Annotated in this window: 22 protein-coding genes; 15 read left to right on the top strand and 7 right to left on the bottom strand. The window is 67.5% G+C overall.

The annotated features are described in order from the left end of the window. Positions 1-5: 5 nt before the first annotated feature. Positions 6-2,975 carry a DNA topoisomerase III gene (locus AC07OH_RS25370; RefSeq protein ID WP_495302561.1) on the bottom strand — a complete coding sequence of 990 codons (2,970 nt, stop codon included), beginning with the start codon at positions 2,973-2,975 and terminating at the stop codon, positions 6-8. 192 nt (positions 2,976-3,167) lie between these two features. On the opposite strand from AC07OH_RS25370, the gene AC07OH_RS25375 reads away from it, so the two are divergent. From AC07OH_RS25375 to AC07OH_RS25385, 3 genes are read left to right on the top strand one after another with little or no spacing between them, the layout of a single operon-like run. Beyond that, positions 3,168-3,788: an SET domain-containing protein gene (locus tag AC07OH_RS25375; protein ID WP_095747777.1), complete on the top strand. Its 621-nt coding sequence runs from the start codon at positions 3,168-3,170 to the stop codon at positions 3,786-3,788. 2 nt (positions 3,789-3,790) lie between these two features. Next, the gene (locus tag AC07OH_RS25380) at positions 3,791-4,606 is read left to right on the top strand and encodes a biotin--[acetyl-CoA-carboxylase] ligase (RefSeq protein ID WP_495302562.1); all 816 of its coding nucleotides are present in this window, start codon (positions 3,791-3,793) and stop codon (positions 4,604-4,606) included. A gap of 8 nt (positions 4,607-4,614) precedes the next feature. Beyond that, positions 4,615-4,815, top strand: a complete 201-nt coding sequence (locus tag AC07OH_RS25385) for a hypothetical protein (RefSeq protein ID WP_062480380.1) — start codon at positions 4,615-4,617, stop codon at positions 4,813-4,815. 5 nt (positions 4,816-4,820) lie between these two features. Here the strand turns inward: AC07OH_RS25385 and AC07OH_RS25390 are convergent, their stop codons facing one another. Both AC07OH_RS25390 and AC07OH_RS25395 read right to left on the bottom strand, forming a co-directional pair. Further along, the gene (locus AC07OH_RS25390) at positions 4,821-5,546 is read right to left on the bottom strand and encodes a HEAT repeat domain-containing protein (protein WP_495302563.1); all 726 of its coding nucleotides are present in this window, start codon (positions 5,544-5,546) and stop codon (positions 4,821-4,823) included. Continuing rightward, positions 5,543-6,985: a sensor histidine kinase gene (locus AC07OH_RS25395; protein WP_489060584.1), complete on the bottom strand. Its 1,443-nt coding sequence runs from the start codon at positions 6,983-6,985 to the stop codon at positions 5,543-5,545. The genes AC07OH_RS25390 and AC07OH_RS25395 overlap by 4 nt, the downstream gene beginning before the upstream one ends. A gap of 143 nt (positions 6,986-7,128) precedes the next feature. Here AC07OH_RS25395 and AC07OH_RS25400 point away from each other — a divergent pair, with 143 nt between their 5' ends. Continuing rightward, positions 7,129-8,082, top strand: a complete 954-nt coding sequence (locus tag AC07OH_RS25400; RefSeq protein WP_495302564.1) for a hypothetical protein — start codon at positions 7,129-7,131, stop codon at positions 8,080-8,082. A 26-nt stretch (positions 8,083-8,108) separates the two neighbouring features. Here AC07OH_RS25400 and AC07OH_RS25405 read toward each other — a convergent pair whose 3' ends face one another. Together AC07OH_RS25405 and AC07OH_RS25410 are read right to left on the bottom strand one after the other, a co-directional pair. Then, complete coding sequence (locus AC07OH_RS25405) at positions 8,109-8,783, bottom strand: response regulator transcription factor (protein WP_056575150.1); 675 nt, start codon at positions 8,781-8,783, stop codon at positions 8,109-8,111. Positions 8,784-8,845: 62 nt separating this feature from the next. Further along, a complete protein-coding gene (locus AC07OH_RS25410) occupies positions 8,846-9,331 on the bottom strand; it encodes a MarR family winged helix-turn-helix transcriptional regulator (protein WP_062482795.1) in 486 nt (161 codons plus the stop codon). Positions 9,332-9,477: 146 nt separating this feature from the next. On the opposite strand from AC07OH_RS25410, the gene recA reads away from it, so the two are divergent. From recA to AC07OH_RS25425, 3 genes are read left to right on the top strand one after another with little or no spacing between them, the layout of a single operon-like run. After that, complete coding sequence (gene recA / locus AC07OH_RS25415; RefSeq protein ID WP_062482792.1) at positions 9,478-10,587, top strand: recombinase RecA; 1,110 nt, start codon at positions 9,478-9,480, stop codon at positions 10,585-10,587. 60 nt (positions 10,588-10,647) lie between these two features. Then, entirely contained in the window at positions 10,648-11,121 is a 474-nt protein-coding gene (recX, locus tag AC07OH_RS25420; RefSeq protein WP_095747317.1) for a recombination regulator RecX, read from the top strand. Then, positions 11,090-11,533 (top strand): SRPBCC family protein, encoded by a 444-nt coding sequence (locus tag AC07OH_RS25425; protein WP_495302565.1) that lies wholly within the window; start codon positions 11,090-11,092, stop codon positions 11,531-11,533. Before recX ends, AC07OH_RS25425 begins: the two co-directional genes overlap by 32 nt. A gap of 12 nt (positions 11,534-11,545) precedes the next feature. Here the strand turns inward: AC07OH_RS25425 and yiaA are convergent, their stop codons facing one another. Continuing rightward, positions 11,546-11,986, bottom strand: a complete 441-nt coding sequence (gene yiaA / locus AC07OH_RS25430) for an inner membrane protein YiaA (protein ID WP_095747315.1) — start codon at positions 11,984-11,986, stop codon at positions 11,546-11,548. A 114-nt stretch (positions 11,987-12,100) separates the two neighbouring features. Here yiaA and AC07OH_RS25435 point away from each other — a divergent pair, with 114 nt between their 5' ends. The 3 genes from AC07OH_RS25435 to scpC all read left to right on the top strand — a co-directional run bounded on the left by AC07OH_RS25435 (position 12,101) and on the right by scpC (position 15,475). Beyond that, positions 12,101-12,823 carry a hypothetical protein gene (locus tag AC07OH_RS25435; RefSeq protein ID WP_489060591.1) on the top strand — a complete coding sequence of 241 codons (723 nt, stop codon included), beginning with the start codon at positions 12,101-12,103 and terminating at the stop codon, positions 12,821-12,823. Positions 12,824-12,956: 133 nt separating this feature from the next. Further along, a complete protein-coding gene (locus AC07OH_RS25440) occupies positions 12,957-13,907 on the top strand; it encodes a bestrophin family protein (protein ID WP_495302566.1) in 951 nt (316 codons plus the stop codon). Positions 13,908-13,975: 68 nt separating this feature from the next. Next, positions 13,976-15,475: a succinyl-CoA:acetate CoA-transferase ScpC gene (gene scpC, locus AC07OH_RS25445; RefSeq protein WP_495302567.1), complete on the top strand. Its 1,500-nt coding sequence runs from the start codon at positions 13,976-13,978 to the stop codon at positions 15,473-15,475. A gap of 59 nt (positions 15,476-15,534) precedes the next feature. On the opposite strand, the gene argC is transcribed toward scpC, so the two are convergent. Further along, positions 15,535-16,458, bottom strand: a complete 924-nt coding sequence (gene argC / locus AC07OH_RS25450) for an N-acetyl-gamma-glutamyl-phosphate reductase (protein WP_495302568.1) — start codon at positions 16,456-16,458, stop codon at positions 15,535-15,537. Between the two features lie 207 nt (positions 16,459-16,665). On the opposite strand from argC, the gene sucC reads away from it, so the two are divergent. The 5 genes from sucC (at position 16,666) to AC07OH_RS25475 (ending at position 21,098) form a co-directional block, all read left to right on the top strand. Beyond that, positions 16,666-17,832, top strand: coding sequence for an ADP-forming succinate--CoA ligase subunit beta (gene sucC / locus AC07OH_RS25455; protein WP_489060597.1), 1,167 nt, complete (start codon positions 16,666-16,668; stop codon positions 17,830-17,832). A 10-nt stretch (positions 17,833-17,842) separates the two neighbouring features. Then, positions 17,843-18,736: a succinate--CoA ligase subunit alpha gene (gene sucD / locus AC07OH_RS25460; protein ID WP_495302569.1), complete on the top strand. Its 894-nt coding sequence runs from the start codon at positions 17,843-17,845 to the stop codon at positions 18,734-18,736. Positions 18,737-18,852: 116 nt separating this feature from the next. Beyond that, on the top strand, positions 18,853-19,536 hold the full coding sequence (locus tag AC07OH_RS25465) for a TerC family protein (RefSeq protein ID WP_489060601.1): 684 nt from the start codon (positions 18,853-18,855) through the stop codon (positions 19,534-19,536). A gap of 28 nt (positions 19,537-19,564) precedes the next feature. Next, positions 19,565-20,374 carry a Stp1/IreP family PP2C-type Ser/Thr phosphatase gene (locus tag AC07OH_RS25470; protein WP_489060603.1) on the top strand — a complete coding sequence of 270 codons (810 nt, stop codon included), beginning with the start codon at positions 19,565-19,567 and terminating at the stop codon, positions 20,372-20,374. 73 nt (positions 20,375-20,447) lie between these two features. Beyond that, positions 20,448-21,098, top strand: coding sequence for an FHA domain-containing protein (locus tag AC07OH_RS25475; protein WP_099794133.1), 651 nt, complete (start codon positions 20,448-20,450; stop codon positions 21,096-21,098). Positions 21,099-21,165: the final 67 nt, after the last annotated feature.

The following is a 21,165-nucleotide window of genomic DNA, read 5'->3' on the forward strand; positions in this document are numbered from 1 at the left end:
CGTCGTCAGGCCGCGTCGGGCGCCGAGAGGTGCTTGCCCACGATGCCCGCGAGTTCGAACATCGTCACCTGGTCCTTGCCGAACACGGGTTTGAGCTTGGCGTCGGCGTTGATCGCGCGCTTGTTGGTCGCGTCCTGCAGGCCGTTGGCCTTGATGTAGTCCCACAGCTTCTTGATGACCTCGGTGCGCGCCACCGGTTCGGCGCCGATCACCGCGGCCAGCGAGTCGCTGGGCTTGAGGCCCGCGCCCGGCTTGCGCGGCTTGGCCGCCTTCTTCTCGGCCGGAGCCTTCTTGGCGGCGGGCGTCTTCTTCGCCGCGACCTTCTTGGCCGCCGCGGTCTTCGCGGCCGGCTTGCCGAAGGTCTTGCGCGGCGGGAACTTGCTGCCGCCTTCGCGCGGCGCGAATTCGAAGGTCACCTTGCCTTCTTCGGCGTTCCACGTGAGGAAGGCCTTGAAGGCGCGGCGCGTGCGCATCGACACGAACTTGTCGAGCAGGTCGGTCTTGCCGGTGGCGAGCAGCTTTTCCATCTGGTCGCGCTCCACCGGTTGCTGCAGGATGATCTTGCCGGTCTTGAAGGTGCAGCTCGGGGTCGGCTGGTCGTTCGTCGGCACCGACTTCTCGCAGACGTAATTGCTGCCGTGATCGAACACCGGCGCGCCGCACACCGGGCACGGGCCCACGGTGTCCTGCTGGCTGAAGTCGACGATCTCGCCGCTCTCGGCGTTCTTGTCGTCGCCGAAGTCGAATTCGAGCTTCCAGTTCTTCGCTTCTTCCTCGTCGTACTTGAGGATGATCTCGGCGGTGAAGGGCCAGCCCGCCTTGGAGCGGAAGCCGTCGAGCGGGCCGATGTGCTTGTCGCGCACCAACGCCTCGGCCTCGACCACCTCGAAGGTGCGCCCGGCCGGCGACTTGCCGAACGAGAAGCCGCAGGCATCTTCGCCCGTGCCGCTCTTGCCGGTGCAGCCGTAGCGGCGGTAGTTTTCCTTCACCACGCCACCGCAGTTCGGGCAGGGCGTGGCGAGCGTGGCGTAGTCGCCCGGCACGGTGTCGCGGTCGTACTCCTTGGCCTTCTTGACGATGTGCTCCGTCATCTCGGCGATCTCGCGCATGAAGGCGTCGCGGCTCAGCGCGCCCTTCTCCATCTGCGCGAGCTTGTACTCCCACTCGCCCGTGAGCTCGGCCTTCGAGAGTTCTTCCACGCCCAGGCCGCGCAGCAGCGTCATGAGCTGGAAGGCCTTGGCGGTCGGGATGAGCTCGCGGCCTTCGCGCAGCATGTACTTCTCGGCGATCAGCCCTTCGATGGTGGCCGCGCGCGTGGCTGGCGTGCCCAGGCCCTTTTCCTGCATGGCCTCGCGCAGCTCGTCGTCGTCGATGGTCTTGCCGGCGCCTTCCATGGCGCCCAGCAGCGTGGCTTCCGAGTAGCGCGCGGGCGGGCGCGTCTTCAGGCCCTTGAGGTCGGCCGACTCGGTGTTGACGATCTCGCCCGGCTTCACCGGCACGAGGCGCTTGCCGTCCTTGTCGTCTTCCTTCTCGTCGTCCTGGGCTTCCTTGCCGTAGATGGCGAGCCAGCCCGGCTTCACCAGCACCTTGCCGTCGGTGCGGAAGGGGTACTTCTTGCCGCCCTGCTCCACCGTGCTGATGCGGGTGGTCACCTGGTGCTCGGCGCTCGGGAAGAACACCGACAGGAAGCGGCGCACCACGAAGTCGTACAGCTTCTGCTCGGCCTCGCTCAGGCCGCTCGGGGCCTGCAGCGTCGGGATGATGGCGAAGTGATCCGACACCTTGGCGTTGTCGAAGATGCGCTTGTTGGGCTTGACGTAGTTGCCGTCGACCGCCTGCTGCGCGAACGGCGCCAGGTGCTTCATGCCGCTGTGGGCCAGCATCTCCATGGTCTGCTTGACGACGGGCAGATAGTCTTCGGGCAGCGCGCGCGAATCGGTACGCGGGTAGGTCAGCGCCTTGTGGCGTTCGTACAGGCTCTGCGCGAGCGCGAGCGTGGTCTTGGCGCTGAAGCCGAAGCGGCCGTTGGCCTCGCGCTGCAGCGAGGTCAGGTCGAACAGCGCCGGCGAGGCCTGCGTGGTGGGCTTGCTCTCTTCGGTGACGGTGGCGGGCTTGCCGCGCGAGGCGTCGGCGATGGCGCGGGCTTCCTGCTCGGACCACACGCGGTCGGCGCGCTGCTCGGCATCGGGCTCGCCGTTGGCCAACAGCGGCGCGTTGGCTTTCTTCCAGTCGGGGTTGAACCACTTGCCGGGGTACTGACCGGCCTCGGCCGCGAAGCTGCCGTGGATTTCCCAGTACTCGCGCGAGACGAACTTGCGGATCTGCTCCTCGCGCTCCACCACCACCGACAGCGTGGGCGTCTGCACGCGACCCACGGTCGTGAGGAAGAAGCCGCCGTCGCGCGAATTGAATGCGGTCATGGCGCGCGTGCCGTTGATGCCCACGAGCCAGTCGGCCTCGGAGCGCGAGCGCGCGGCGTCGGCCAGGCCCTGCATCTGCTTTTCGGTGCGCAGCGCATCGAAGCCGTCGCGGATCGCCTGCGGCGTCATCGACTGCAGCCACAGGCGCTTCACCGGCTTGCCCAGCGGGCTCTTGCCGCCGGCGTACTGCTCGATGAGGCGGAAGATCAGTTCGCCCTCGCGGCCCGCGTCACAGGCGTTGATGAGCTGCGTCACGTCCTTGCGCTTGGCCTGCTTGACCACGGCGTTCAGGCGCGTCTTGGTCTTGTCGACCGGCTTGAGGTCGAAGTGCGGCGGAATCACCGGCAGGTTGGCGAAGCTCCACTTGCCGCGCTTGACGTCGAATTCCTCCGGGGCCTGGATCTCGACCAGGTGGCCCACGGCGCTGGTCACGACATAGGTGTCGTTCTCGAAATGCTCGTCATGTTTGTCGAACTTGCCGGCCACCGGCGTGAGGGCCCGGACGATGTCCTGGGCCACCGACGGCTTTTCTGCGATTACCAAAGTCTTTGTCATCTGAGGGCTCTCTATACTCTGCGGCTTCCGCGTGCGCACGCGCGCACACGCATGTGTGCATATTCAACCTAACAGACTTCGGCGATGCCTTCCAAATCCCCACCTTCCGCCGGCCGCGACAAGGAAGCCGCCCCCGTGACCGAGCCCGAGGCGCGGTCCGCCGCCACGCGCTCCGGTGGCCGGCGCATCCAGATGCGCCGCTCGGACGTCCACGGCAACGGCGTGTTCGCCCTGCAGGACCTGGCCGAAGGTGAAACGCTGATCGAATACAAGGGCGAGGTCATCAGCTGGAAAGAGGCGCTGCGCCGCCATCCGCACGACCCGACCCAGCCGAACCACACCTTCTACTTCCACATCGACGACGGCCGCGTGATCGACGGCAATGTGAAGGGCAACGACGCGCGCTGGATCAATCACTCGTGCGAGCCGAACTGCGAGGCCGACGAAGTCGATGGGCGCGTTTATATCAAGGCCCTGAGAAACATCGCCGCCGGCGAGGAACTGAACTACGACTACGGCCTGATCATCGACGAGCCGTACACCGAGAAGCTGTTGTCCGAGTTCCCGTGCTGGTGCGGCTCCGAGATGTGCCGCGGCACGCTGCTGACGCCCAAGGACGAGGACGAGGAAAAAGACAAGAAGAAAAAGAAGAAGGCCAAGAAAAAGGCCGAGAAGAAGAAGGCCGAGGCCAAGGAAGCGAAGAAGGCTGAAAAGAAAGCCGAGAAGAAAAAAGCGGACAAGAAGGCCGACAAGAAAAAGGCCGACGGCAAGAAGAAGTCCAAGGGCGACGCCCCGGCCGCCGCCGGAGACTGACGATGGGCACGACGCCGGCCAGCGCCTGGTTCGAAGACCGGATCGCCGCGACGGTTGCGCCGCTGCTGCCCGGCTTCGCGGTCGAGGCCGTGGCCGAAATCGATTCCACCAACACCGAGCTGATGCGCCGCGCGCGCGCCGGCCGCACCGACCCCGTGCTGCTCGTGGCCGAGCGCCAGACGGCGGGGCGCGGTCGCCTCGGCCGCCCGTGGCAGAGCGCGCAACAACCCGAGGCGCCCGCCTCGCTCACCTTTTCGCTCGGCATGCCGCTGGCGCCGGCCGACTGGTCGGGCCTGTCGCTGGCCGTGGGCGTGAGCGTGGCCGAAAGCCTCGACCCGACGGGCGCGCACCAGGTCGGCCTCAAGTGGCCCAACGACATCTGGGTGAGCGACCGCAAGCTGGTCGGCATCCTCATCGAAACCGCGATGCCGCAGACGGCCCGGCCCGATGCCGCGCGCTACCTCGTGGTCGGCATCGGCATCAACATCGGCCCGCGCGAGGGCGACGGCATGCGCACGCCGCCGGCCTGGCTGCGCCAGTGGCAGCCCGACGCGTCCGCGCCCGAGGTGCTGCTGTCGCTGGCCGAGCCGCTGGTGCGCAGCGTGCTCGCCTTCGAGGCGAACGGCTTCGCACCTTTTGCCGAGCGCTTCGCGGCGCGCGACGTGCTGCGCGGGCGCGAGGTGACGCTCAGCGACGGCACCGCCGGCCTGTGCGAAGGCGTGGCCTGGGGCGGCGAGCTGCAGGTGCGCACCGACGCCGGGTTGCAACTGATCTCGAGCGACGAAGTGAGCGTGCGTCCGCGCGGCATGTCTTTCTGAGCGAGGGCATGAAGTTGCGCCTGGTCCTCATCGCCCTGCTCGCCGCCAACGCGGGCTACTGGCTATGGACGCGCGGCGATCTGGCCGGCTTCGGGCTTGCGCCCGCGGCGCTCGACGAGCGCGAGCCGCAGCGCATGGCGCGGCAGATCCATCCCGAGTGGTTGCAGATCCGCAAGGAAGCCAAGCCTTCGGGCACGCCCGCGCCCTGAGCGGATCAGGCGGCTGCAGCGCGCGCGAACATGCGCCGCGCCTTGGCCAGCGCGGTCTGCAGTTTTTCTTCGGACGGTGGCTCGTGTGAGCTGGAACTCAGGCCGAACTTCTTGCCCGCGATTTCCTGCACCGCGACCAGGATGCCGCCCAGCACGGCCGGATCGGTCTCGGTGTCGAGCGCCTGGCGCAAGGGCTCGAGCGCCTTGGGTGCGGCGCTGCGGCGGTTGAACACGATCTGCATCAGCGCACTCGCGGCCCATCGGCGGTTCGCGGCGACGGCATCGTGCGCGAGCAGCGGCACCACCTTGGCGATGTCCGTCGTGCCGCCGAGCCAGCCGGTCACCCACAGGCCCTTGCAGCGCAGGTCGTCGTGCGGTGACGTGAGCGCGGCACGCGCGAGGGCCGCGGTCTCTTTCAGCCGGCGGCCCTTGCGGTACTTGAAGCCGCCGAGCATCTGCAGCACCGTGGCCTGCATGGCCGGATCGGGCTCGCGGTCGAACTGCGCGAGCAGGTGGTCTTCGGCTTCGTCGCCGCGCTCGCCGAACTTGCGGCACAGCCAGTCGTAGAGTTCGCTGTCCATGCCGGTGTCGTGCAGCAGCGTGTAGTGGAAGGCGAGCGCCTCGGCTGAATCCTGTTCCAGCAGATCGGCGCCGAAGTCGAACATGTCCGACACGTCGGTGTCGAGGCGGATTTCCAGGAAGCGTTGGCGCAGCGTGTCGAGCGGATTCATTCCGACGGGGCCTCCTCGAAGCGCACGGTGAAGAGCGCGCCCGGCGGGTGCTTGCCGGGGTGCGCGTCTTCGAGCTTGACCCGTGCGCGGTGCTGGTTGGCGATCTCGCGCACGATCGGCAGGCCCAGCCCGGAGCCGTCGGCCTCGTTGCCGAGCACGCGGTAGAAGGGCTCGAACACCAGCTCGCGGTCGGCCTCGGCGATGCCGGGGCCGTTGTCCTCCACCTGCACCAGCTGCACGTGGCCGAAGGGGTCGGCCAGCACGCGCGCGGTGATCACGCCGGGGCGCTCGGGCGTCGAGGGCGTGTAGTTGAGCGCGTTGTCGACCAGGTTGCGCACCAGCTCCTTGAGCAGCGTCGGGTTGCCGTCGACCATCACGCCGGGCGCGCCAGCCTGGACGCCGTCGTAGCCCAGGTCGATGCGCTTTTCGATCGCGCGCGGCACGGCCTCGCGCACCACCTCGATGGTCAGCCGCGCGAGGTCGCAGGGCTGGCAGTGCGTCATGGCGCTGGTGCCCTCGGCGCGCGCCAGCGACAGCAACTGGTTCACGGTGTGGGTGGCGCGCACGCTGGCGCGGCCGATCTGCTTGAGCGACTGCTTGAGCTCGTCGGCGTTGGCGCCCTCGCGCTGCGCCAGGTCGGCCTGCATGCGCAGGCCCGCGAGCGGGGTCTTCAGCTGGTGGGCGGCGTCGGCCAGGAAGCGCTTCTGCGTGAAGATGGAGTCGTTGAGCTTGTCGAGCAGCTCGTTCACCGACGACACCAGCGGCACCACCTCGAGCGGCACCGAGGACTCGTCGAGCGGGCTCAGGTCGCCCGGGCGGCGCTCGCGAATGCGCGCCTCGACCACCGACAGCGGCTTGATGCCGCGCACCAGCGCCAGCCAGATCAGCAGCACCGCCAGCGGCAGGATCGCGAACTGCGGCAGCAGCACGCCCTTGATGATCTCGGTGGCGAGCACCGCCTGCTTCTCGCGCGTCTCGGCCAGCTGCAGCAGCGACGGCGGCACCTCTTCGCTGCCGCTGGGAATCCACAGCGAGGCCACGCGCACCGGCTGGCCGTGCACCGTGCTGTTGTGCAGCAGGACCACGTTGGTGCCGGGCGGGTCGTCCACGTTGGGCTGCGGCAGGTCGCGCTCGCCGTGCAGCAGCGTGCCGTGGCCGTCGAGCAGCTGGTAGTAGATGTGGCCGGCGTCGTCGGCGCGCAGGATCTCGCGCGCCGATTGCGACAGCACGAAGTGCGTCTGCCCTTCCTTCACCGTGACCAGCTCGGCCAGCACCTTCACGTTGTGCTCCAGCGCGCGGTCGAAGGGCGCGTTGGCGATGCCCTGCGCCACCAGCCACGTCACGCCGATGCTCACCGGCACGAGCAGCAGCAGCGGCGTGAGCATCCAGTCGAGGATCTCGCCGAACAGGGAGCGCTGGGCGCGCTGGAAGAGCTTCAAGGGAGTTCCTGGCAAGGCGAAAGAACGCGGGCGAGCGTGAACTAGTACTGCGATTCGCAGGTGTGACGTTTCATTGACAAGGTGTGACTGGTTGTAGCCTTGAGGTGCAGTTTCTGCAATTCAAAAACATCAGGGAAGAAATCATGAAGCAAAAGACAGTGGGCGGCTGCCCCAAGCCGCTCTGGATGGCCGCGACCGTGTTGGCCGCCAGCGTGGGTGTCACCGCATGCGGCGGTGGAGGTGGTGGAGGCGGCGGTGGCATGCCGATGCTGCCGATCGCACCGGTTCCTGCGCCCGCACCCGCGCCCTCCCCGGCCCCCGCGCCCGCACCCGCCGAGAACCGCGCCGCCGTGCCGGGCTCCGAGCCGCTGCCCTCGCTGAGCGCGCCGCAGCCCGGCTCCACCGCCGCGGTGGGCAACGACAGCGAAGGCATCTATGCCGCGGGCGTGCGCGGGCTCGCCTTCGTCGGCGCCAACGGCTCGATCGCGCGCAGCTTCACTGTCGGCACGCTGTGGGGCTCGCTGAAGGTCACGGGGCTCGACTGGTCGTTCAACCCCGACACCGAGTTCTATTTCATCGACGCCTCGCAGGTCACCGGCTCGGGCACCTTCGCGCCGAAGAAGACGATGAACGGCACCTATGCCTACGGCACGCGCGCCCCGGCCGATTTCGGTCCCCTGACCTACACCGTCGAGAACGCGCTGGCGGTGTCGCAGGCGAGCGTGGTGGGCAGCTGGTCCAACAACGACAGCAGCCTCGGCGTGACGGTCCAGGTCGACGACAAGGGCGCGTTCACCGGCAGCACGAGCGGCGTGCAGATCGGCCAGTGCACGCTCTCGGGCACCGTCGCCCTGGCGCAGCCCGGCACGGCCAAGAACATGTACGACCTCACGCTGAAGGCGGTGAATGCCGCGACGGCCAGCAAGGACGACTGCAAGCTCACCCTGGCCGCCACCGGTTCCTATGCCGGGCCGGCGGCCATCGGGCTGGTGCCGGCGGGCGTGTACGAGAGCAACGGCTACTTGCGCAGCCTCATGTTCCTGATCCGTTCGAACACCGGCGCCACGCTGCTGGTCGGCCTGCGCAAGCAGCCCTGACGGCGTTCTGCGCGGGCGGGGCAGGCTCAACCGGGAATCTTCTCGAGGCAGTAGCCCAGCCCGCGCACCGTCGCGATGCGCACCGGTCCTTTTTCGATCTTCTTGCGCAGGCGGTGGATGTAGACCTCGATGGCGTTGATGCTCACCTCTTCGCCCCATTCGCACAGCCGGTCCACCAGCTGGTCCTTGCTGACCAGCCGGCCGGCGCGCTGCAGCAGCACCTCGAGCAGGCCCAGTTCGCGCGCCGACAGCTCGATCATCTTGCCGTCGATGGTCGCCACGCGGCCGGCCTGGTCGTAGACCAGCGGGCCGTGGCGGATCGCGTTGCTGGTGGCACCCATGCCGCGCCGCGTGAGGGCGCGCACGCGCGCCTCGAGCTCCTGCAGGCTGAAGGGCTTGGCCATGTAGTCGTCGGCGCCGTGGTCCAGGCCCTTGACGCGCTCTTCCACGCTGTCGGCCGCCGTGAGCACCAGCACCGGCAGCTGCGAGCCGCGTGCGCGCAGGCGCTTGAGGATCTCAATGCCGTGCAGGCTGGGCAGCCCGAGGTCGAGGATCAGCAGGTCGAACTCGCTGTGGGTCATGAGCGCGGTGTCGGCCTGCGAGCCGTTGGCCACGTGATCGACCGCCGCGCCCGAGGTGCGCAGGCTGCGCAGCAGGGCATCGGCCAGCACCTGGTCGTCTTCGGCAATCAGTATTCGCATGAGCCACCTCCGGCGGATTCAGGCGCCATGCCGGCGCTGTTCACATTTGTCTCAACGCGAGTCTAGCCCGCTGTATAGGCTTCGAGTCCGATGGTTACCACGGTGGCGATCTCGTCGCCCACGCTGGCGCGGAACTCGCGCTCGGTCTGCGTCACGGCGCGGCGGAAGGCGTCCAGCCAGGCCAGCCCGTCGGCGGTGAACAGCACGCGCCGCGCGCGCGCATCGAGCGGGTCGGGCCCGCGCGTGACCAGCCCCCAGGCCTCGCACTGGTCGACCAGCGTGCCCATGGCCTGCTTGGTCATGCCGGCGCGCTCGGCCAGCTCGGTCAGGCGCGAGCCCTCGCGCGCCAGGTGCCGTGTGATGTGGATGTGCGCCGCGCTCACCTGCGCGCGCGCCGCGAGGTTCGACAGCGCCAGCGGCACGTCGATGTCGTGCGCCATCAGCGCCAGCACGCGCTCGTCGAAGCGGCGCATCGCATGGCCCAGCAGGCGGCCCAGGTGGGTCTGGCGCCAGGCGTCGGGATCGGTGGGAAAGGCGGGGTCGGCCATGGCCTCAGATGGTAAGGCAAACTGACTTTAAAGTGGGTTTGCGAAACGCCATGAGCCCCTACACTACTGTTCAAGCATCCAGCCTGTGGTTAAAAGCAGATGGATGAACCCCGACACAAACCGTTGATATTCAAGGAGATTTCCACATGGACGCAGTCGTCAAGGGCGCAAGCATCTCGGTCGCCAACAGTGAAAAGGCCAAGGCCCTGCAGGCCGCGCTGGCCCAGATCGAAAAGCAGTTCGGCAAGGGCACGATCATGCGCCTGGGCGAAGGCGAGGCGCTGGAAGACATCCAGGTGGTGTCCACCGGCTCGCTGGGCCTGGACATCGCCCTGGGCGTCGGCGGCCTGCCGCGCGGCCGCGTCGTTGAAATCTACGGCCCGGAATCCTCGGGCAAGACCACGCTCACGCTGCAGGTGATCGCCTCCATGCAGAAGCAGGCCGGCACCTGCGCCTTCGTCGACGCCGAGCACGCGCTCGACGTGCAGTACGCCCAGAAGCTCGGCGTGAACCTGTCCGACCTGCTGATCAGCCAGCCGGACACCGGCGAGCAGGCGCTCGAAATCGTCGATTCGCTGGTGCGCTCGGGTGCCGTCGACCTGATCGTGGTCGACTCGGTCGCCGCGCTCACGCCCAAGGCCGAAATCGAAGGCGAAATGGGCGACTCGCTGCCCGGCCTGCAGGCCCGCCTGATGAGCCAGGCGCTGCGCAAGCTCACGGCTACGATCAAGAAGACCAACTGCATGGTCATCTTCATCAACCAGATCCGCATGAAGATCGGCGTGATGTTCGGCTCGCCCGAAACCACCACCGGCGGCAACGCGCTGAAGTTCTACGCCTCGGTGCGCCTGGACATCCGCCGCATCGGCACCATCAAGAAGGGCGACGAAGCCATCGGCAACGAAACCAAGGTGAAGGTGGTGAAGAACAAGGTGAGCCCGCCGTTCAAGACGGCCGAGTTCGACATCCTGTTCGGCGAAGGCATCAGCCGCGAGGGCGAGATCATCGACATGGGCGTGAACGCCAAGATCATCGACAAGTCGGGCGCCTGGTACGCCTACAACGGCGAGAAGATCGGCCAGGGCCGCGACAACGCCCGCGAGTTCCTGCGCGAGAACCCCGACCTGTCGCGCGAGATCGAGAACAAGGTGCGCGAGTCGCTGGGCATTCCGCTGCTCGCGGCCGATGCAGGCTCCGAACCCGAGAAGGCCGAGAAGCCCGCCAAGGCATCGAAGGCCGACAAGGCAGCGGAGTAAGTTCGAGATAAGCGGCCTTCGCGCAGTGCGTGGGCCGCGTGAGCGACCCACCACCCCCGAATGGCCTTCAGTGCCCCCTCCCTCAAAGGCCGCGCCCTGCGGCTCCTGAGCCAGCGCGAGCATTCGCGCGCGGAGCTGGAGCGCAAGCTGGCCAAGCACGAGGAAGAGCCCGGCACGCTGGCCAAGGCGCTCGACGAGCTGGCCGCCAAGGACTTCATCAGCGAGCCGCGCGTCGTCGCCTCGGTGCTGCACCAGCGTGCCGCCCGTTCGGGCGCGCTGCGCGTGAAGCAGGAACTGCAGGCCAAGGGCATCGCGCCCGAAGCCATCGCGCAGGCGGTGGCCGGCTTGCAGGAGACCGAAGTCGAGCGCGCCACGGCCCTGTGGCGCCGCCGCTTCGACGCGCCGCCCGCCGATGCGAAGGAGCGCGCGAAACAGATGCGATTCCTGATGGCGCGCGGTTTCTCGGGCGCCGTCGTGTCCAAGGTGCTCAGGAGCGACTTCGATGACCCCAGCGACGACCCCAACGGCGAATGAAGGCGACGCGGCCCTGTCCCGCGTCATCACGCAGCGCGTGCACTGCGAATGGCGCGACGCCTACGCACTCGCGTCCGACCCGAAGCGGTTGCCCGACTGGGCCAGCGGCCTTGCGAAAAGTGCGCTGGTGCCGCACGGCGACCACTGGATCGTGCGCACGCCCGAAAGCGGCGAGGCCCGCATGCGCTTTGCGCCGCCCAACGACCTGGGTGTGCTCGACCACTGGGTGGCGCCCGAAGGCGTGCCCGAGGTCTACCTGCCGTTTCGCGTGATCGGCGTGGCGCCGGGTGTGTGCGAGCTGCAGTTCACGCTGCTGCGCCAGCCGCACATGGACGATGCGGCCTTTGCGCGCGATGCCGACTGGATCGCGCGCGACCTGCAGGCCCTGCGCCGCCTGCTCGAGGCGGGCTGAGCCTGGGCTGGCTTACTCGGTGGCCGTGACGTCGTCGGCCAGCGGGTTCTCGGCCTTGTACGCGGCGATGTCGCGCACGTTCTTCTGCACCGCCACCGCGCCGAACAGGCTCAGCAGGAAGGCCATGGCGTAGAAGCCCTTCTCGCTCGCGGCCAGCGAGGCGTTGAACAGGCCCACGGCCAGCAGGCCCACCGACAGCAGCAGCGAGACCCAGCACAGGCCGAAGTAGATGCCGGTGACCGAGATGCCCTCGAGCCGGTCGCGCACTGTCTTTTGCAGCGACACGGCGGAGAACAGGCCGTACATGAGGATGGTGAAGTAGTAGCCCTTCTCGTTGAGCTGCATCGCGGCATTCCACAGCCCGAGCAGGTACACGATGGCGCCGATGATCAGCGCGGCCCAGGAGGCGGCGACGAATGCAGCGGTCGGTTTCTGAAATCTGACGGTTCCCATGGCGATCCTCCTCGTTGTTGTGTGGCGCGATTATGGTGCGGGAAGGCGGTGGCATGATCGCCAGCGACCGGCCTCCCAGGAGGCGGCTTTCCAAAAAAACCGGAGGAACCGTTCATGTCGTCACCACCCGCCCAACCGCAGTCTCTCGTTCGCACCGGCGCCAAGGCCGGCTTCGCCTTCGCCGGCTCGGCCATCAAGGGCGCGCTGATCGGCCTGTTCCTCGGCGGCGGCGTGTTCTTCTACTACCTGAGCCAGCTGCAGGGCTCGGGCAACCCGGCGGCGCGCGCCGGTGGCGCGGGCGCCATCCTGGCGCTGATCATGTCGCCACCGTTGCTGGTGGCCGTGCTGCTGTCGCTGTTCGTTGGCGTGTACTTCCTGCTCGGCGTGCAGCGGGGCCGCGCCCGCGCGATGCAGCACCTGGTCGCGGCGCGCGGCGAGGCCGTGTCGCAGCGGCTGGGCGACGCCATCGCGGGCCGCATCGAAGCCATGCCGCGCACCCACGGCGGCCTGCAGCGCGTGGCCGACTGGCTCTCGCCCGACGCCCTGTGCCAGCAACTCGCGCCGGTGCTCGGCGAAGGCCGGGCCGTGCGCGCGGTGGTCGGCTTCGTGCTGGGCCGCCTGCCCCTGAGCGACATGCTGGCCGAGTGGCAGCAGGAGCGTGCCGCGCACGGTGCGACGACGCCGGCGACGGGCGAAGACCCTGCCCTGCGCGCCCTGCTCACGCGCCGCATCCACGAGGTGCTGCAGGAGATGGCGACGCCCTCGCGCAAGCTCTTCTACATCGCGCTGGCCGCGCAGGCGGTCCTCCTGGGCATAGGGCTGTGGCTCGTGCGCTGAGCCCGACTGTCTTCGTTGGTCTTGGGGCGCCCGGCCGCCCTTGCGCTGACGCCTCGGCGACAATCAGCGCCCGCGCGGGCCTTGCGGTGTGCGCGGCCTCCATGCCTGCCTGTCTCCCCTGCCCCCCGCTTTCATGATCGTCCGGAAACGCCCGTCCGGGCTCAAGCTGTTTCTGTCCTGGCGGGGCTCCGTCCTGCCGCGCATCGCCGCGGCGCTCACGCTCAACGTGATCGTGGCCATCGTCGTCACGGTGCTGCACGGGCGCTTCGGCTCCATCAAGATTCCGCTGGGCACCGTGCCCTTCGCGCTGCTCGGTTTGCCGCTGGCGATCTTCCTGGGCTTTCGCAACACCGCGGCCTACGACCGCTTCTGGGAGGCGCGCAAGCTCTGGGGCGAGGTGATCCTGCGTTCGCGCAACCTGGCGCGCCAGTGCCAGAGCCTCATCGACGGCGACGCGCCGGTGAACGCCGGCGCCGACACCGTCCGCCGCCTGGACGACCTGCGCGTGCGCATGACCCTGCGCGCCGCAGCCTTCGCCCATGCGCTGCGCCACCAGCTGCGCGGCACCGACCCGGCAACTGACACCAAACCCTTCCTGCGCGAAGCGGAATGGCAGGGCCTGACCCAGGTCGCCAACCGGCCGCATGCGCTGCTGATGCACATGGGTGCCGACCTGCGCGAAGCGCTGCGCGCGCGGCGCATCGACCCGGCGCTGGCGGCGGGCGTCGACGGCACGCTGTCGGCGCTGAGCGCGGCGGCTGCGTCGTGCGAGCGCATCCTCAGCACGCCCATTCCCTTTTCGTACACGCTGCTGCTGCACCGCACGGCGTACCTCTACTGCTACCTGCTGCCCTTCGGGCTGGTGGACTCGGTCGGATTCATGACGCCGGTGGTGGTGCTGATCGTGGCCTACACCTTCTTCGGCCTGGACGCGCTCGGCGACGAGATCGAGGAGCCCTTCGGCACCGAGTCGAACGACCTGCCGCTCGAGGCCCTGTGCCGCACGCTCGAGATCGACCTGTGCCAGTCGGTGGGCGCCCCGGCGCCGGCGCCGCTGGTGCCGGTCGACTACTTCCTGCGCTGACACCCGCCGCGCGCGCGGTGCCGGCTTTTCTTTTCCCTGCCTGACGAAAGAAAGACGTTTTGTCCCCCATGCCGCACGAAGACCGCATCCGCCTGCCCGCCCTGCGCAGCAGGATCACCACCGCCGAGGCCGCTGCCGAATGGATTCGCGACGGCATGGTGGTCGGCATGAGCGGGTTCACGCGCGCCGGCGACGCCAAGGCCGTGCCGCTGGCGCTCGCGGCCCGCGCGCGCCGCGAGCCGATGAAGATCACGCTGATGACGGGCGCCTCGCTCGGCGGTGACGTGGACCGCCAGCTCACCGAGGCTGGCGCCATCAGCCGGCGCATGCCGTTCCAGGTCGACACCGTGCTGCGCCAGGCGATCAACCGCGGCGAGGTGATGTTCATCGACCACCACCTGTCGGAAACGGTCGAGATGCTGCGCACGCGGCAGATTCCGCCGATCGACATCGCGATCATCGAGGCCGTGGCCATCACCGAGACCGGCGCGCTGGTGCCGAGCACCTCGATCGGCAACAGCGCGAGCTTCGCGATCCTGGCCGACAAGGTGATCGTCGAGATCAACACCTCGCAGTCGACCGCGCTCGAAGGGCTGCACGACATCTTCATTCCCAAGCACCGCCCGCAGCGCGAGCCGATGCCGCTGGTGGCGCCGCACGACCGCATCGGCACCAGCGCCATCGAGATCCCGCCCGAGAAGATCCTGGGCATCGTCATCACCGACAAGGCCGACAGCACCTCCACGGTATTGCCGGCGGACGCCGAAACCGCGGCCATCGCGGCGCACCTGGTGGCCTTCTTCGAGCGCGAGGTGGCGCAGGGCCGGCTCACCGAGCGGCTGCTGCCGCTGCAGGCGGGCATCGGCACGGTCGCCAACGCAGTGATGTCGGGGCTGGGCGCGGGGCCGTTCGAGCACCTCACGATGTACTCGGAGGTGCTGCAGGACTCGACCTTCGACCTGTTCGACGCCGGCAAGCTGGACTTCGCCTCGGGTTCGTCGATCACGCTGTCGCCCGCGAAGGCGCGGCAGGTGTTCGGCGACCTGGCGCGCTACAAGGACCGGCTGGTGCTGCGACCGCAGGAGGTGAGCAACCACCCGGAGATCATCCGGCGGCTGGGCATCATCGCGCTGAACACGGCGCTGGAGGCCGACATCTACGGCAACGTCAACTCGACCCACGTGCTGGGCACGCACATGATGAACGGCATCGGCGGCTCGGGCGACTTCGCGCGCAACGCCTACCTGTCGATCTTCGCGACCAAGTCGGTCGCCAAGCAGGGCGCGGTGTCGAGCATCGTGCCAATGGTGTCGCACGTGGACCATGCGCCGCAGGACGTCGACATCCTGGTCACCGAGGTGGGGCTGGCCGACCTGCGCGGGCTGGCGCCGCGTGAACGGGCGGCGGCGATCATCGCGAACTGCGCGGCCGAGCCGTACCGCGCGATGCTGCAGGACTACCACGCGCGCGCCGTGGCGACCTGCGGCGGCCACACGCCGCACCGGCTCGAAGAGGCGTTTTCGTGGCACGTGCGCTACCGCGATACGGGCACGATGCGGGTCGACTGAAAGCAAAAAGGCCGGTCCTTGCGGGCCGGCCTTTCTTGTCTGTCAGCGCTGGAAGTGGCTCAGAGCGCCAGCATCAGCTTGAGGTTCTGCACCGCGGCGCCGCTGGCGCCCTTGCCCAGGTTGTCCAGGCGTGCGATCACCACGGCGTGGCGGTGGTCCTCGTTCGGGAACACGCGGATCTCCAGCTGGTTGGTGTCGTTGAGCGCCAGCGCGTCGAGCTTGCCGTCGTCGGTCGGCGGCAGCACCTTCACGAACTGCTCGGGCGTGTTGCTCCTGGCGTAGTGGGCGGTCAGGGCGTCCTGCAGGTCGCCGGCCTTCGGCTTGCCGGGCAGCAGGTCGAGGTGCAGCGGCAGCTGCACCAGCATGCCCTGCTTGAAGTTGCCCACCGACGGAATGAAGACCGGGCGGCGGGTGAGGCCGGTGTAGGTCATGATTTCGGGGATGTGCTTGTGCTTCAGGCCCAGCGCGTAGGTCTCGAACAGCGGCGCCTTGCCGGCCTCGTAGTCCTCGATCATGGTCCGGCCGCCGCCCGAATAGCCGCTCACCGAAGGCAGCGACACCGGGAAATCGGCCGGCAGCAGGCCCGCATCGACCAGCGGGCGCACCATGGCGATCGCGCCGGTGGCGTAGCAGCCGGGGTTGCCGACGCGGTCGGCCTGGGCCACGGCCTGCCAGTGGCCTTCGACGAGTTCGGGGAAGCCGAAGACCCAGCCCGGCGCGATGCGGTGGGCGGTCGAGGCGTCGATGATCTTGGGCTTTTTACCCGGGAGCTGGTCGATCAGCGCGACCGATTCGCGCGCCGCGTCGTCGTGCAGGCACAGCACCACGAGGTCGACGCCGGCCATCAGCTCGCGCTTGGCGGCCACGTCCTTGCGCAGCTCGGGCGCGATGCTCACGAGCTCGATTTGCGGCATCGTTTGCAGCCGCTCGCGAATTTGCAGGCCGGTGGTGCCGGCTTCGCCGTCGATGAAAACCTTGGCCATATCGGAGTATGCGTAGGGTGGCTAGAAGAAAGTACGTATTGACCGCAACCGCGCATCAAGTATTGGTGCGGCGCACCATGATACAGTCCGCGGTTGTTCGCCGCCCCCAGCCGTCAGGCTGCCGTCGCCCGCGAACAACAGAGCAGAAACAACAGTCTCACTCCCGATCTCCCGTTCTCAACCTCCTCCTTCCGAGAGACATCCCTCATGAAGATTCACGAGTACCAAGGCAAGGAAATCCTTGCCAAGTTCGGCGTGCCGGTGCCGCGCGGCATTCCGGCCTATACGGTTCAGGAGGCGGTCGAGGCCGCCCAGAAGCTTGGAGGCCCGGTCTGGGTCGTCAAGGCCCAGATTCACGCGGGTGGCCGCGGCAAGGGCGGCGGCGTCAAGGTCGCCAAGTCGATCGAAGACGTCAAGAAGCTGGCTGGCGAGATCCTCGGCATGCAGCTCAAGACCCACCAGACCGGCCCTGAAGGCCAGAAGGTGCGTCGCCTCTACATCGAAGACGGCGCCGACATCAACAAGGAATACTACATTTCGGCCGTGACCGACCGCGCGACGCAGAAGATCGCGTTCATCGCTTCGAGCGAAGGCGGCATGGACATCGAGGAAGTGGCCCATTCCACCCCCGAGAAGATCATCACGGTCTACGCCGACCCCAAGGACGGCCTGACCGACGCGCAAGCCAAGGAAATCGCCGACGGCATCGGCATGCCGGCCGATTCGACCGCACAGACGGTCGACATCCTGAAGAAGCTCTACACCTGCTACATGGAGACGGACGCCTCGCTGGTCGAGATCAACCCGCTCAACCGTGACAGCAAGGGCAACGTCATGGCGCTGGACGCCAAGTTCAACTTCGACAGCAACGCGCTGTTCCGCCACCCCGAAATCGTGGCCCTGCGCGACCTGGACGAAGAAGATGCGGCCGAAGTCGAAGCCTCGAAGTTCGACCTCGCCTACATCTCCCTGGACGGCAACATCGGCTGCCTGGTGAACGGTGCCGGCCTGGCCATGGCCACCATGGACACCATCAAGCTGTTCGGCGGCGAGCCGGCCAACTTCCTGGACGTGGGCGGCGGTGCCACCCCCGAGAAGGTCACGGAAGCCTTCAAGATCATGCTGAAGAACAAGAACGTGGAAGCCATCCTCGTGAACATCTTCGGCGGCATCATGAAGTGCGACACCATCGCCACCGGCGTGATCGCAGCCTGCAAGGCCGTGAACCTGCAAGTGCCGCTGGTCGTGCGCATGAAGGGCACCAACGAAGTCGAAGGCAAGAAGCTGCTGGCCGAGTCGGGCCTGCCGATCATCAGCGCCGACACCATGGCGGACGCGGCCCAGAAGGTCGTGGCAGCAGTCAAGAAGGCCTAAGGAACAAGTCATGTCGATCTACATCAACAAAGACACCAAAGTCATCACGCAAGGCATCACCGGCAAGACCGGTCAGTTCCACACCGAGAAGTGCCAGGAATACGCGAACGGCAAGAACGCCTTCGTGGCCGGCGTGAACCCGAAGAAGGCCGGCGAGTCGATCTTCAACATCCCGATCTTCGGTTCGGTGAAGGAAGCCGCCACGCAGACCGGCGCCACCGTGTCGGTGATCTACGTGCCGCCGGCAGGCGCCGCGGCCGCCATCTGGGAAGCCGTTGAGGCCGACCTGGACATGGCGATCTGCATCACCGAAGGCATCCCGGTTCGGGACATGCTCGAAGTGCGCAACAAGATGAAGGCCAAGGAAGCGGCCGGCGGCAAGAAGACCCTGCTGCTGGGCCCGAACTGCCCTGGCCTGATCACGCCCGACGAAATCAAGATCGGCATCATGCCCGGCCACATCCACCGCAAGGGCCGCATCGGCGTGGTCTCGCGTTCGGGCACGCTGACGTACGAAGCCGTGGCTCAACTGACGGAAATCGGCCTGGGCCAATCGTCGGCAGTCGGCATCGGCGGCGACCCGATCAACGGCCTGAAGCACATCGACGTGATGCAAGCCTTCAACGACGATCCCGAAACCGACGCCGTCATCATGATCGGTGAAATCGGCGGCCCGGACGAAGCCGACGCAGCCCGCTGGTGCAAGGACAACATGAAGAAGCCGGTCGTCGGTTTCATCGCCGGTGTCACTGCCCCTCCCGGCAAGCGCATGGGCCACGCCGGCGCGCTGATCTCGGGCGGTGCCGACACGGCCGAAGCCAAGCTCGCCATCATGGAAGAGTGCGGCTTCACCGTGACGCGCAACTTCTCGGAGCTCGCCAAGCTGCTCAAGGGCAAGCTGTAAAAAGCACCAGGACCGCTGGCGGCGCTCCCGCCGCTCGCAATACCACGCAGAAATAAGAAAGCGCCCGCATTGAGTTGCGGGCGCTTTTTTCAATACAACACAGTGGGATCAGAGACATGGAACTTCTTCAAAGCACAGACTTCTGGATCGGTCTGATCAAGATCGTCTGGATCAACATCATCCTTTCGGGCGACAACGCCGTCGTGATTGCCATGGCGGCGCGATCGCTGCCGCCCGCGCAACAGAAAAAAGCCGTGCTGTTCGGCTCGGGCGCGGCCGTGGTGCTGCGCATCGTGCTGACGGTGGTGGCGGCCAAGCTGCTCGCGCTGCCTTACCTGCAGATCATCGGCGGTGCCTTGCTGCTGTGGATCGGCCTGCAGCTCCTGAGCGAGGACGACGAGGGCGAAGGCGAGTCCAAGGAATACGGCAGCATGTTCGTGGCCGTTCGGACCATCCTCTTGGCCGACCTGGTGATGAGCCTGGACAACGTGATCGCCGTGGCGGCCGCCGCGCAAGGCAGCATGGTGCTGCTGGTGTTGGGTCTGGCCATCAGCATCCCCTTGGTGATTTTCGGCAGCACGCTCATGATCAAGCTCATGGAACGTTTCCCGATCATCGTCATGCTGGGCGCCGCGCTGATCGGCTGGGTCGGCGGCGAGACCATCGTGAGCGATGTGTCGCTGCACGACATGCTGGCAGCCAACCCCTGGATGCACTATGCGGGCGCCATCGCCGGCGTGGTGATCGTCGTGGGTCTGGGCCGCCTCCTGCAACGGCGCGCACGCGCTGCTGCGCACTGATCTTCTAAAAAGCGAGCGCTGACAAACGATGGCAGGTGTTGGCGTTTCCCTTTTCTCCAGTCGACCGGCGCTGAGCTGGGAGTTTGCGGCGCTGACCGATGTCGGGCGCCTGCGCGCCCACAACGAAGACGCGGTGCATGTCGACCCGGCCCTCGGCCTGGCGCTGCTGGCCGATGGCATGGGCGGCTACAAGGGCGGCGAGGTGGCCAGTGCCATGGCCATTTCGCTGATGCATGCGAGCTTCGGCCGCTGGTTCGCCCAGGCCGGCATGCAGGCACCCGCCCGCGTGGTCCGGCGTGCATTGCAGGCGGCCACCGACGAGGCCAACGGCGCCATCCTCCAGGCCGGCATCACCCACGAAGAACTGCGGGGCATGGGCACGACCCTGGTGCTGGCGGCGTTTCGCCCGCAGCGCGTGGTGGTCGGGCACATCGGCGATTCGCGCTGCTACCGCCTGCGCAACAACAAGCTGGAGCAGCTCACGCGCGACCATTCGCTGCGCCAGCAGCAGCTCGACGCCGGGGCCATCACACCCGAAGAGGCCCTGAATTCCCCCACCCGCAACCTCGTGACGCGGGCCGTGGGCGTGGAGGCCCAGGTCTTGCTGGAGATGCACGAGCACAGCGCCAGGCCGGGCGATCTCTACATGCTGTGCTCCGACGGGCTCAGTGAGATGGTGTCGGATGCGCAGCTTTTCACGCTTTTGACTCGCGATCTCGGGCTCAAGGAGATGGCTTCACTTTTGGTTGCAATTTCAAACGACAATGGCGGACGGGATAACATTTCAGTTGTTCTGGCCAAGGCGGGCGTCAGCGAAGCGACCCGCGGGGCCATGTAGCAGCCAACCCAGGCGGCGGACCGTTTGCGCCGCCTGACGGTGCTGGATCTTTGCAAACGGGGAGTAATCGGCCATGCCGAAGATGATCATTTCGGTCGATGGCGTCGTCATCGGTCAAGTGGCGCTCGCCAAGAATCGCACGACGTTGGGCCGGCGCGCCTACAACGACATCGTGATCGACAATCTCGCCGTCAGCGGCGAGCATGCCGTGCTGCACATGAGCGGTGGCGAAGTCGAAATTGAAGATCTCAACAGCACCAACGGCACCTACGTCAATGCGCTGGCCATCCAGAAGCAGGCGCTCCAGGACAACGACGTCATCGAGGTCGGCGGCTGCCGCATCCATTTCCGCTCGCACAGCAACCTCATGGTCGGCCCCGGCTCCGTGCGGGCCTCGCTCTCCGAGTATTCGGCCCCGATGCCGCTCTCGTCGGCGCCCACCGAATCGGGCGCGCTGGTCGAGCTGGGCGTGCCCATGCTGCGCGTGCTCTCGGGCGCCAACGAAGGCCAGGACGTCCCGCTGCAGAAAGTGGTCACCACCATTGGCAAGCCTGGCGTGGCCGTGGCCGTCGTCACGCGCCGCCGTCAGGGCTACGTGGCGGCCACCGTTGTCGGCAGCGTCACGCTCAACGGCGTGCAACTGGGTGCCGAAGCCGTCGCGCTGCAGGAAGGCGACGTGCTCGAACTCGGCGGCGCCACGCGCATGCAGTTCGTCCGGATCTGAGCCGCGCCCGGCGCCCCGCTCCGCCCCCCGTTTTCTCGCCGACAGGCATCCGTTGTCTAAGGCTTAT

This window comes from Variovorax sp. GW821-FHT10C12, from assembly GCF_059415405.1.

Bases quoted from the DNA above. Each gene is read 5' to 3' on its own strand.
- sucD (WP_495302569.1), top strand. From the start codon at position 17,843: ATGTCGATCTACATCAACAAAGACACCAAAGTCATCACGCAAGGCATC.
- AC07OH_RS25410 (WP_062482795.1), bottom strand. From the start codon at position 9,331: ATGGCCGACCCCGCCTTTCCCACCGATCCCGACGCCTGGCGCCAGACC.
- argC (WP_495302568.1), bottom strand. From the start codon at position 16,458: ATGGCCAAGGTTTTCATCGACGGCGAAGCCGGCACCACCGGCCTGCAA.
- recA (WP_062482792.1), top strand. From the start codon at position 9,478: ATGGACGCAGTCGTCAAGGGCGCAAGCATCTCGGTCGCCAACAGTGAA.
- recX (WP_095747317.1), top strand. From the start codon at position 10,648: ATGGCCTTCAGTGCCCCCTCCCTCAAAGGCCGCGCCCTGCGGCTCCTG.
- AC07OH_RS25375 (WP_095747777.1), top strand. From the start codon at position 3,168: ATGCGCCGCTCGGACGTCCACGGCAACGGCGTGTTCGCCCTGCAGGAC.
- AC07OH_RS25370 (WP_495302561.1), bottom strand. From the start codon at position 2,975: ATGACAAAGACTTTGGTAATCGCAGAAAAGCCGTCGGTGGCCCAGGAC.
- AC07OH_RS25425 (WP_495302565.1), top strand. From the start codon at position 11,090: ATGACCCCAGCGACGACCCCAACGGCGAATGAAGGCGACGCGGCCCTG.
- AC07OH_RS25380 (WP_495302562.1), top strand. From the start codon at position 3,791: ATGGGCACGACGCCGGCCAGCGCCTGGTTCGAAGACCGGATCGCCGCG.
- AC07OH_RS25400 (WP_495302564.1), top strand. From the start codon at position 7,129: ATGAAGCAAAAGACAGTGGGCGGCTGCCCCAAGCCGCTCTGGATGGCC.
- AC07OH_RS25385 (WP_062480380.1), top strand. From the start codon at position 4,615: ATGAAGTTGCGCCTGGTCCTCATCGCCCTGCTCGCCGCCAACGCGGGC.
- AC07OH_RS25470 (WP_489060603.1), top strand. From the start codon at position 19,565: ATGGCAGGTGTTGGCGTTTCCCTTTTCTCCAGTCGACCGGCGCTGAGC.
- AC07OH_RS25405 (WP_056575150.1), bottom strand. From the start codon at position 8,783: ATGCGAATACTGATTGCCGAAGACGACCAGGTGCTGGCCGATGCCCTG.
- AC07OH_RS25465 (WP_489060601.1), top strand. From the start codon at position 18,853: ATGGAACTTCTTCAAAGCACAGACTTCTGGATCGGTCTGATCAAGATC.
- sucC (WP_489060597.1), top strand. From the start codon at position 16,666: ATGAAGATTCACGAGTACCAAGGCAAGGAAATCCTTGCCAAGTTCGGC.
- scpC (WP_495302567.1), top strand. From the start codon at position 13,976: ATGCCGCACGAAGACCGCATCCGCCTGCCCGCCCTGCGCAGCAGGATC.
- AC07OH_RS25435 (WP_489060591.1), top strand. From the start codon at position 12,101: ATGTCGTCACCACCCGCCCAACCGCAGTCTCTCGTTCGCACCGGCGCC.
- AC07OH_RS25475 (WP_099794133.1), top strand. From the start codon at position 20,448: ATGCCGAAGATGATCATTTCGGTCGATGGCGTCGTCATCGGTCAAGTG.
- AC07OH_RS25440 (WP_495302566.1), top strand. From the start codon at position 12,957: ATGATCGTCCGGAAACGCCCGTCCGGGCTCAAGCTGTTTCTGTCCTGG.
- yiaA (WP_095747315.1), bottom strand. From the start codon at position 11,986: ATGGGAACCGTCAGATTTCAGAAACCGACCGCTGCATTCGTCGCCGCC.
- AC07OH_RS25390 (WP_495302563.1), bottom strand. From the start codon at position 5,546: ATGAATCCGCTCGACACGCTGCGCCAACGCTTCCTGGAAATCCGCCTC.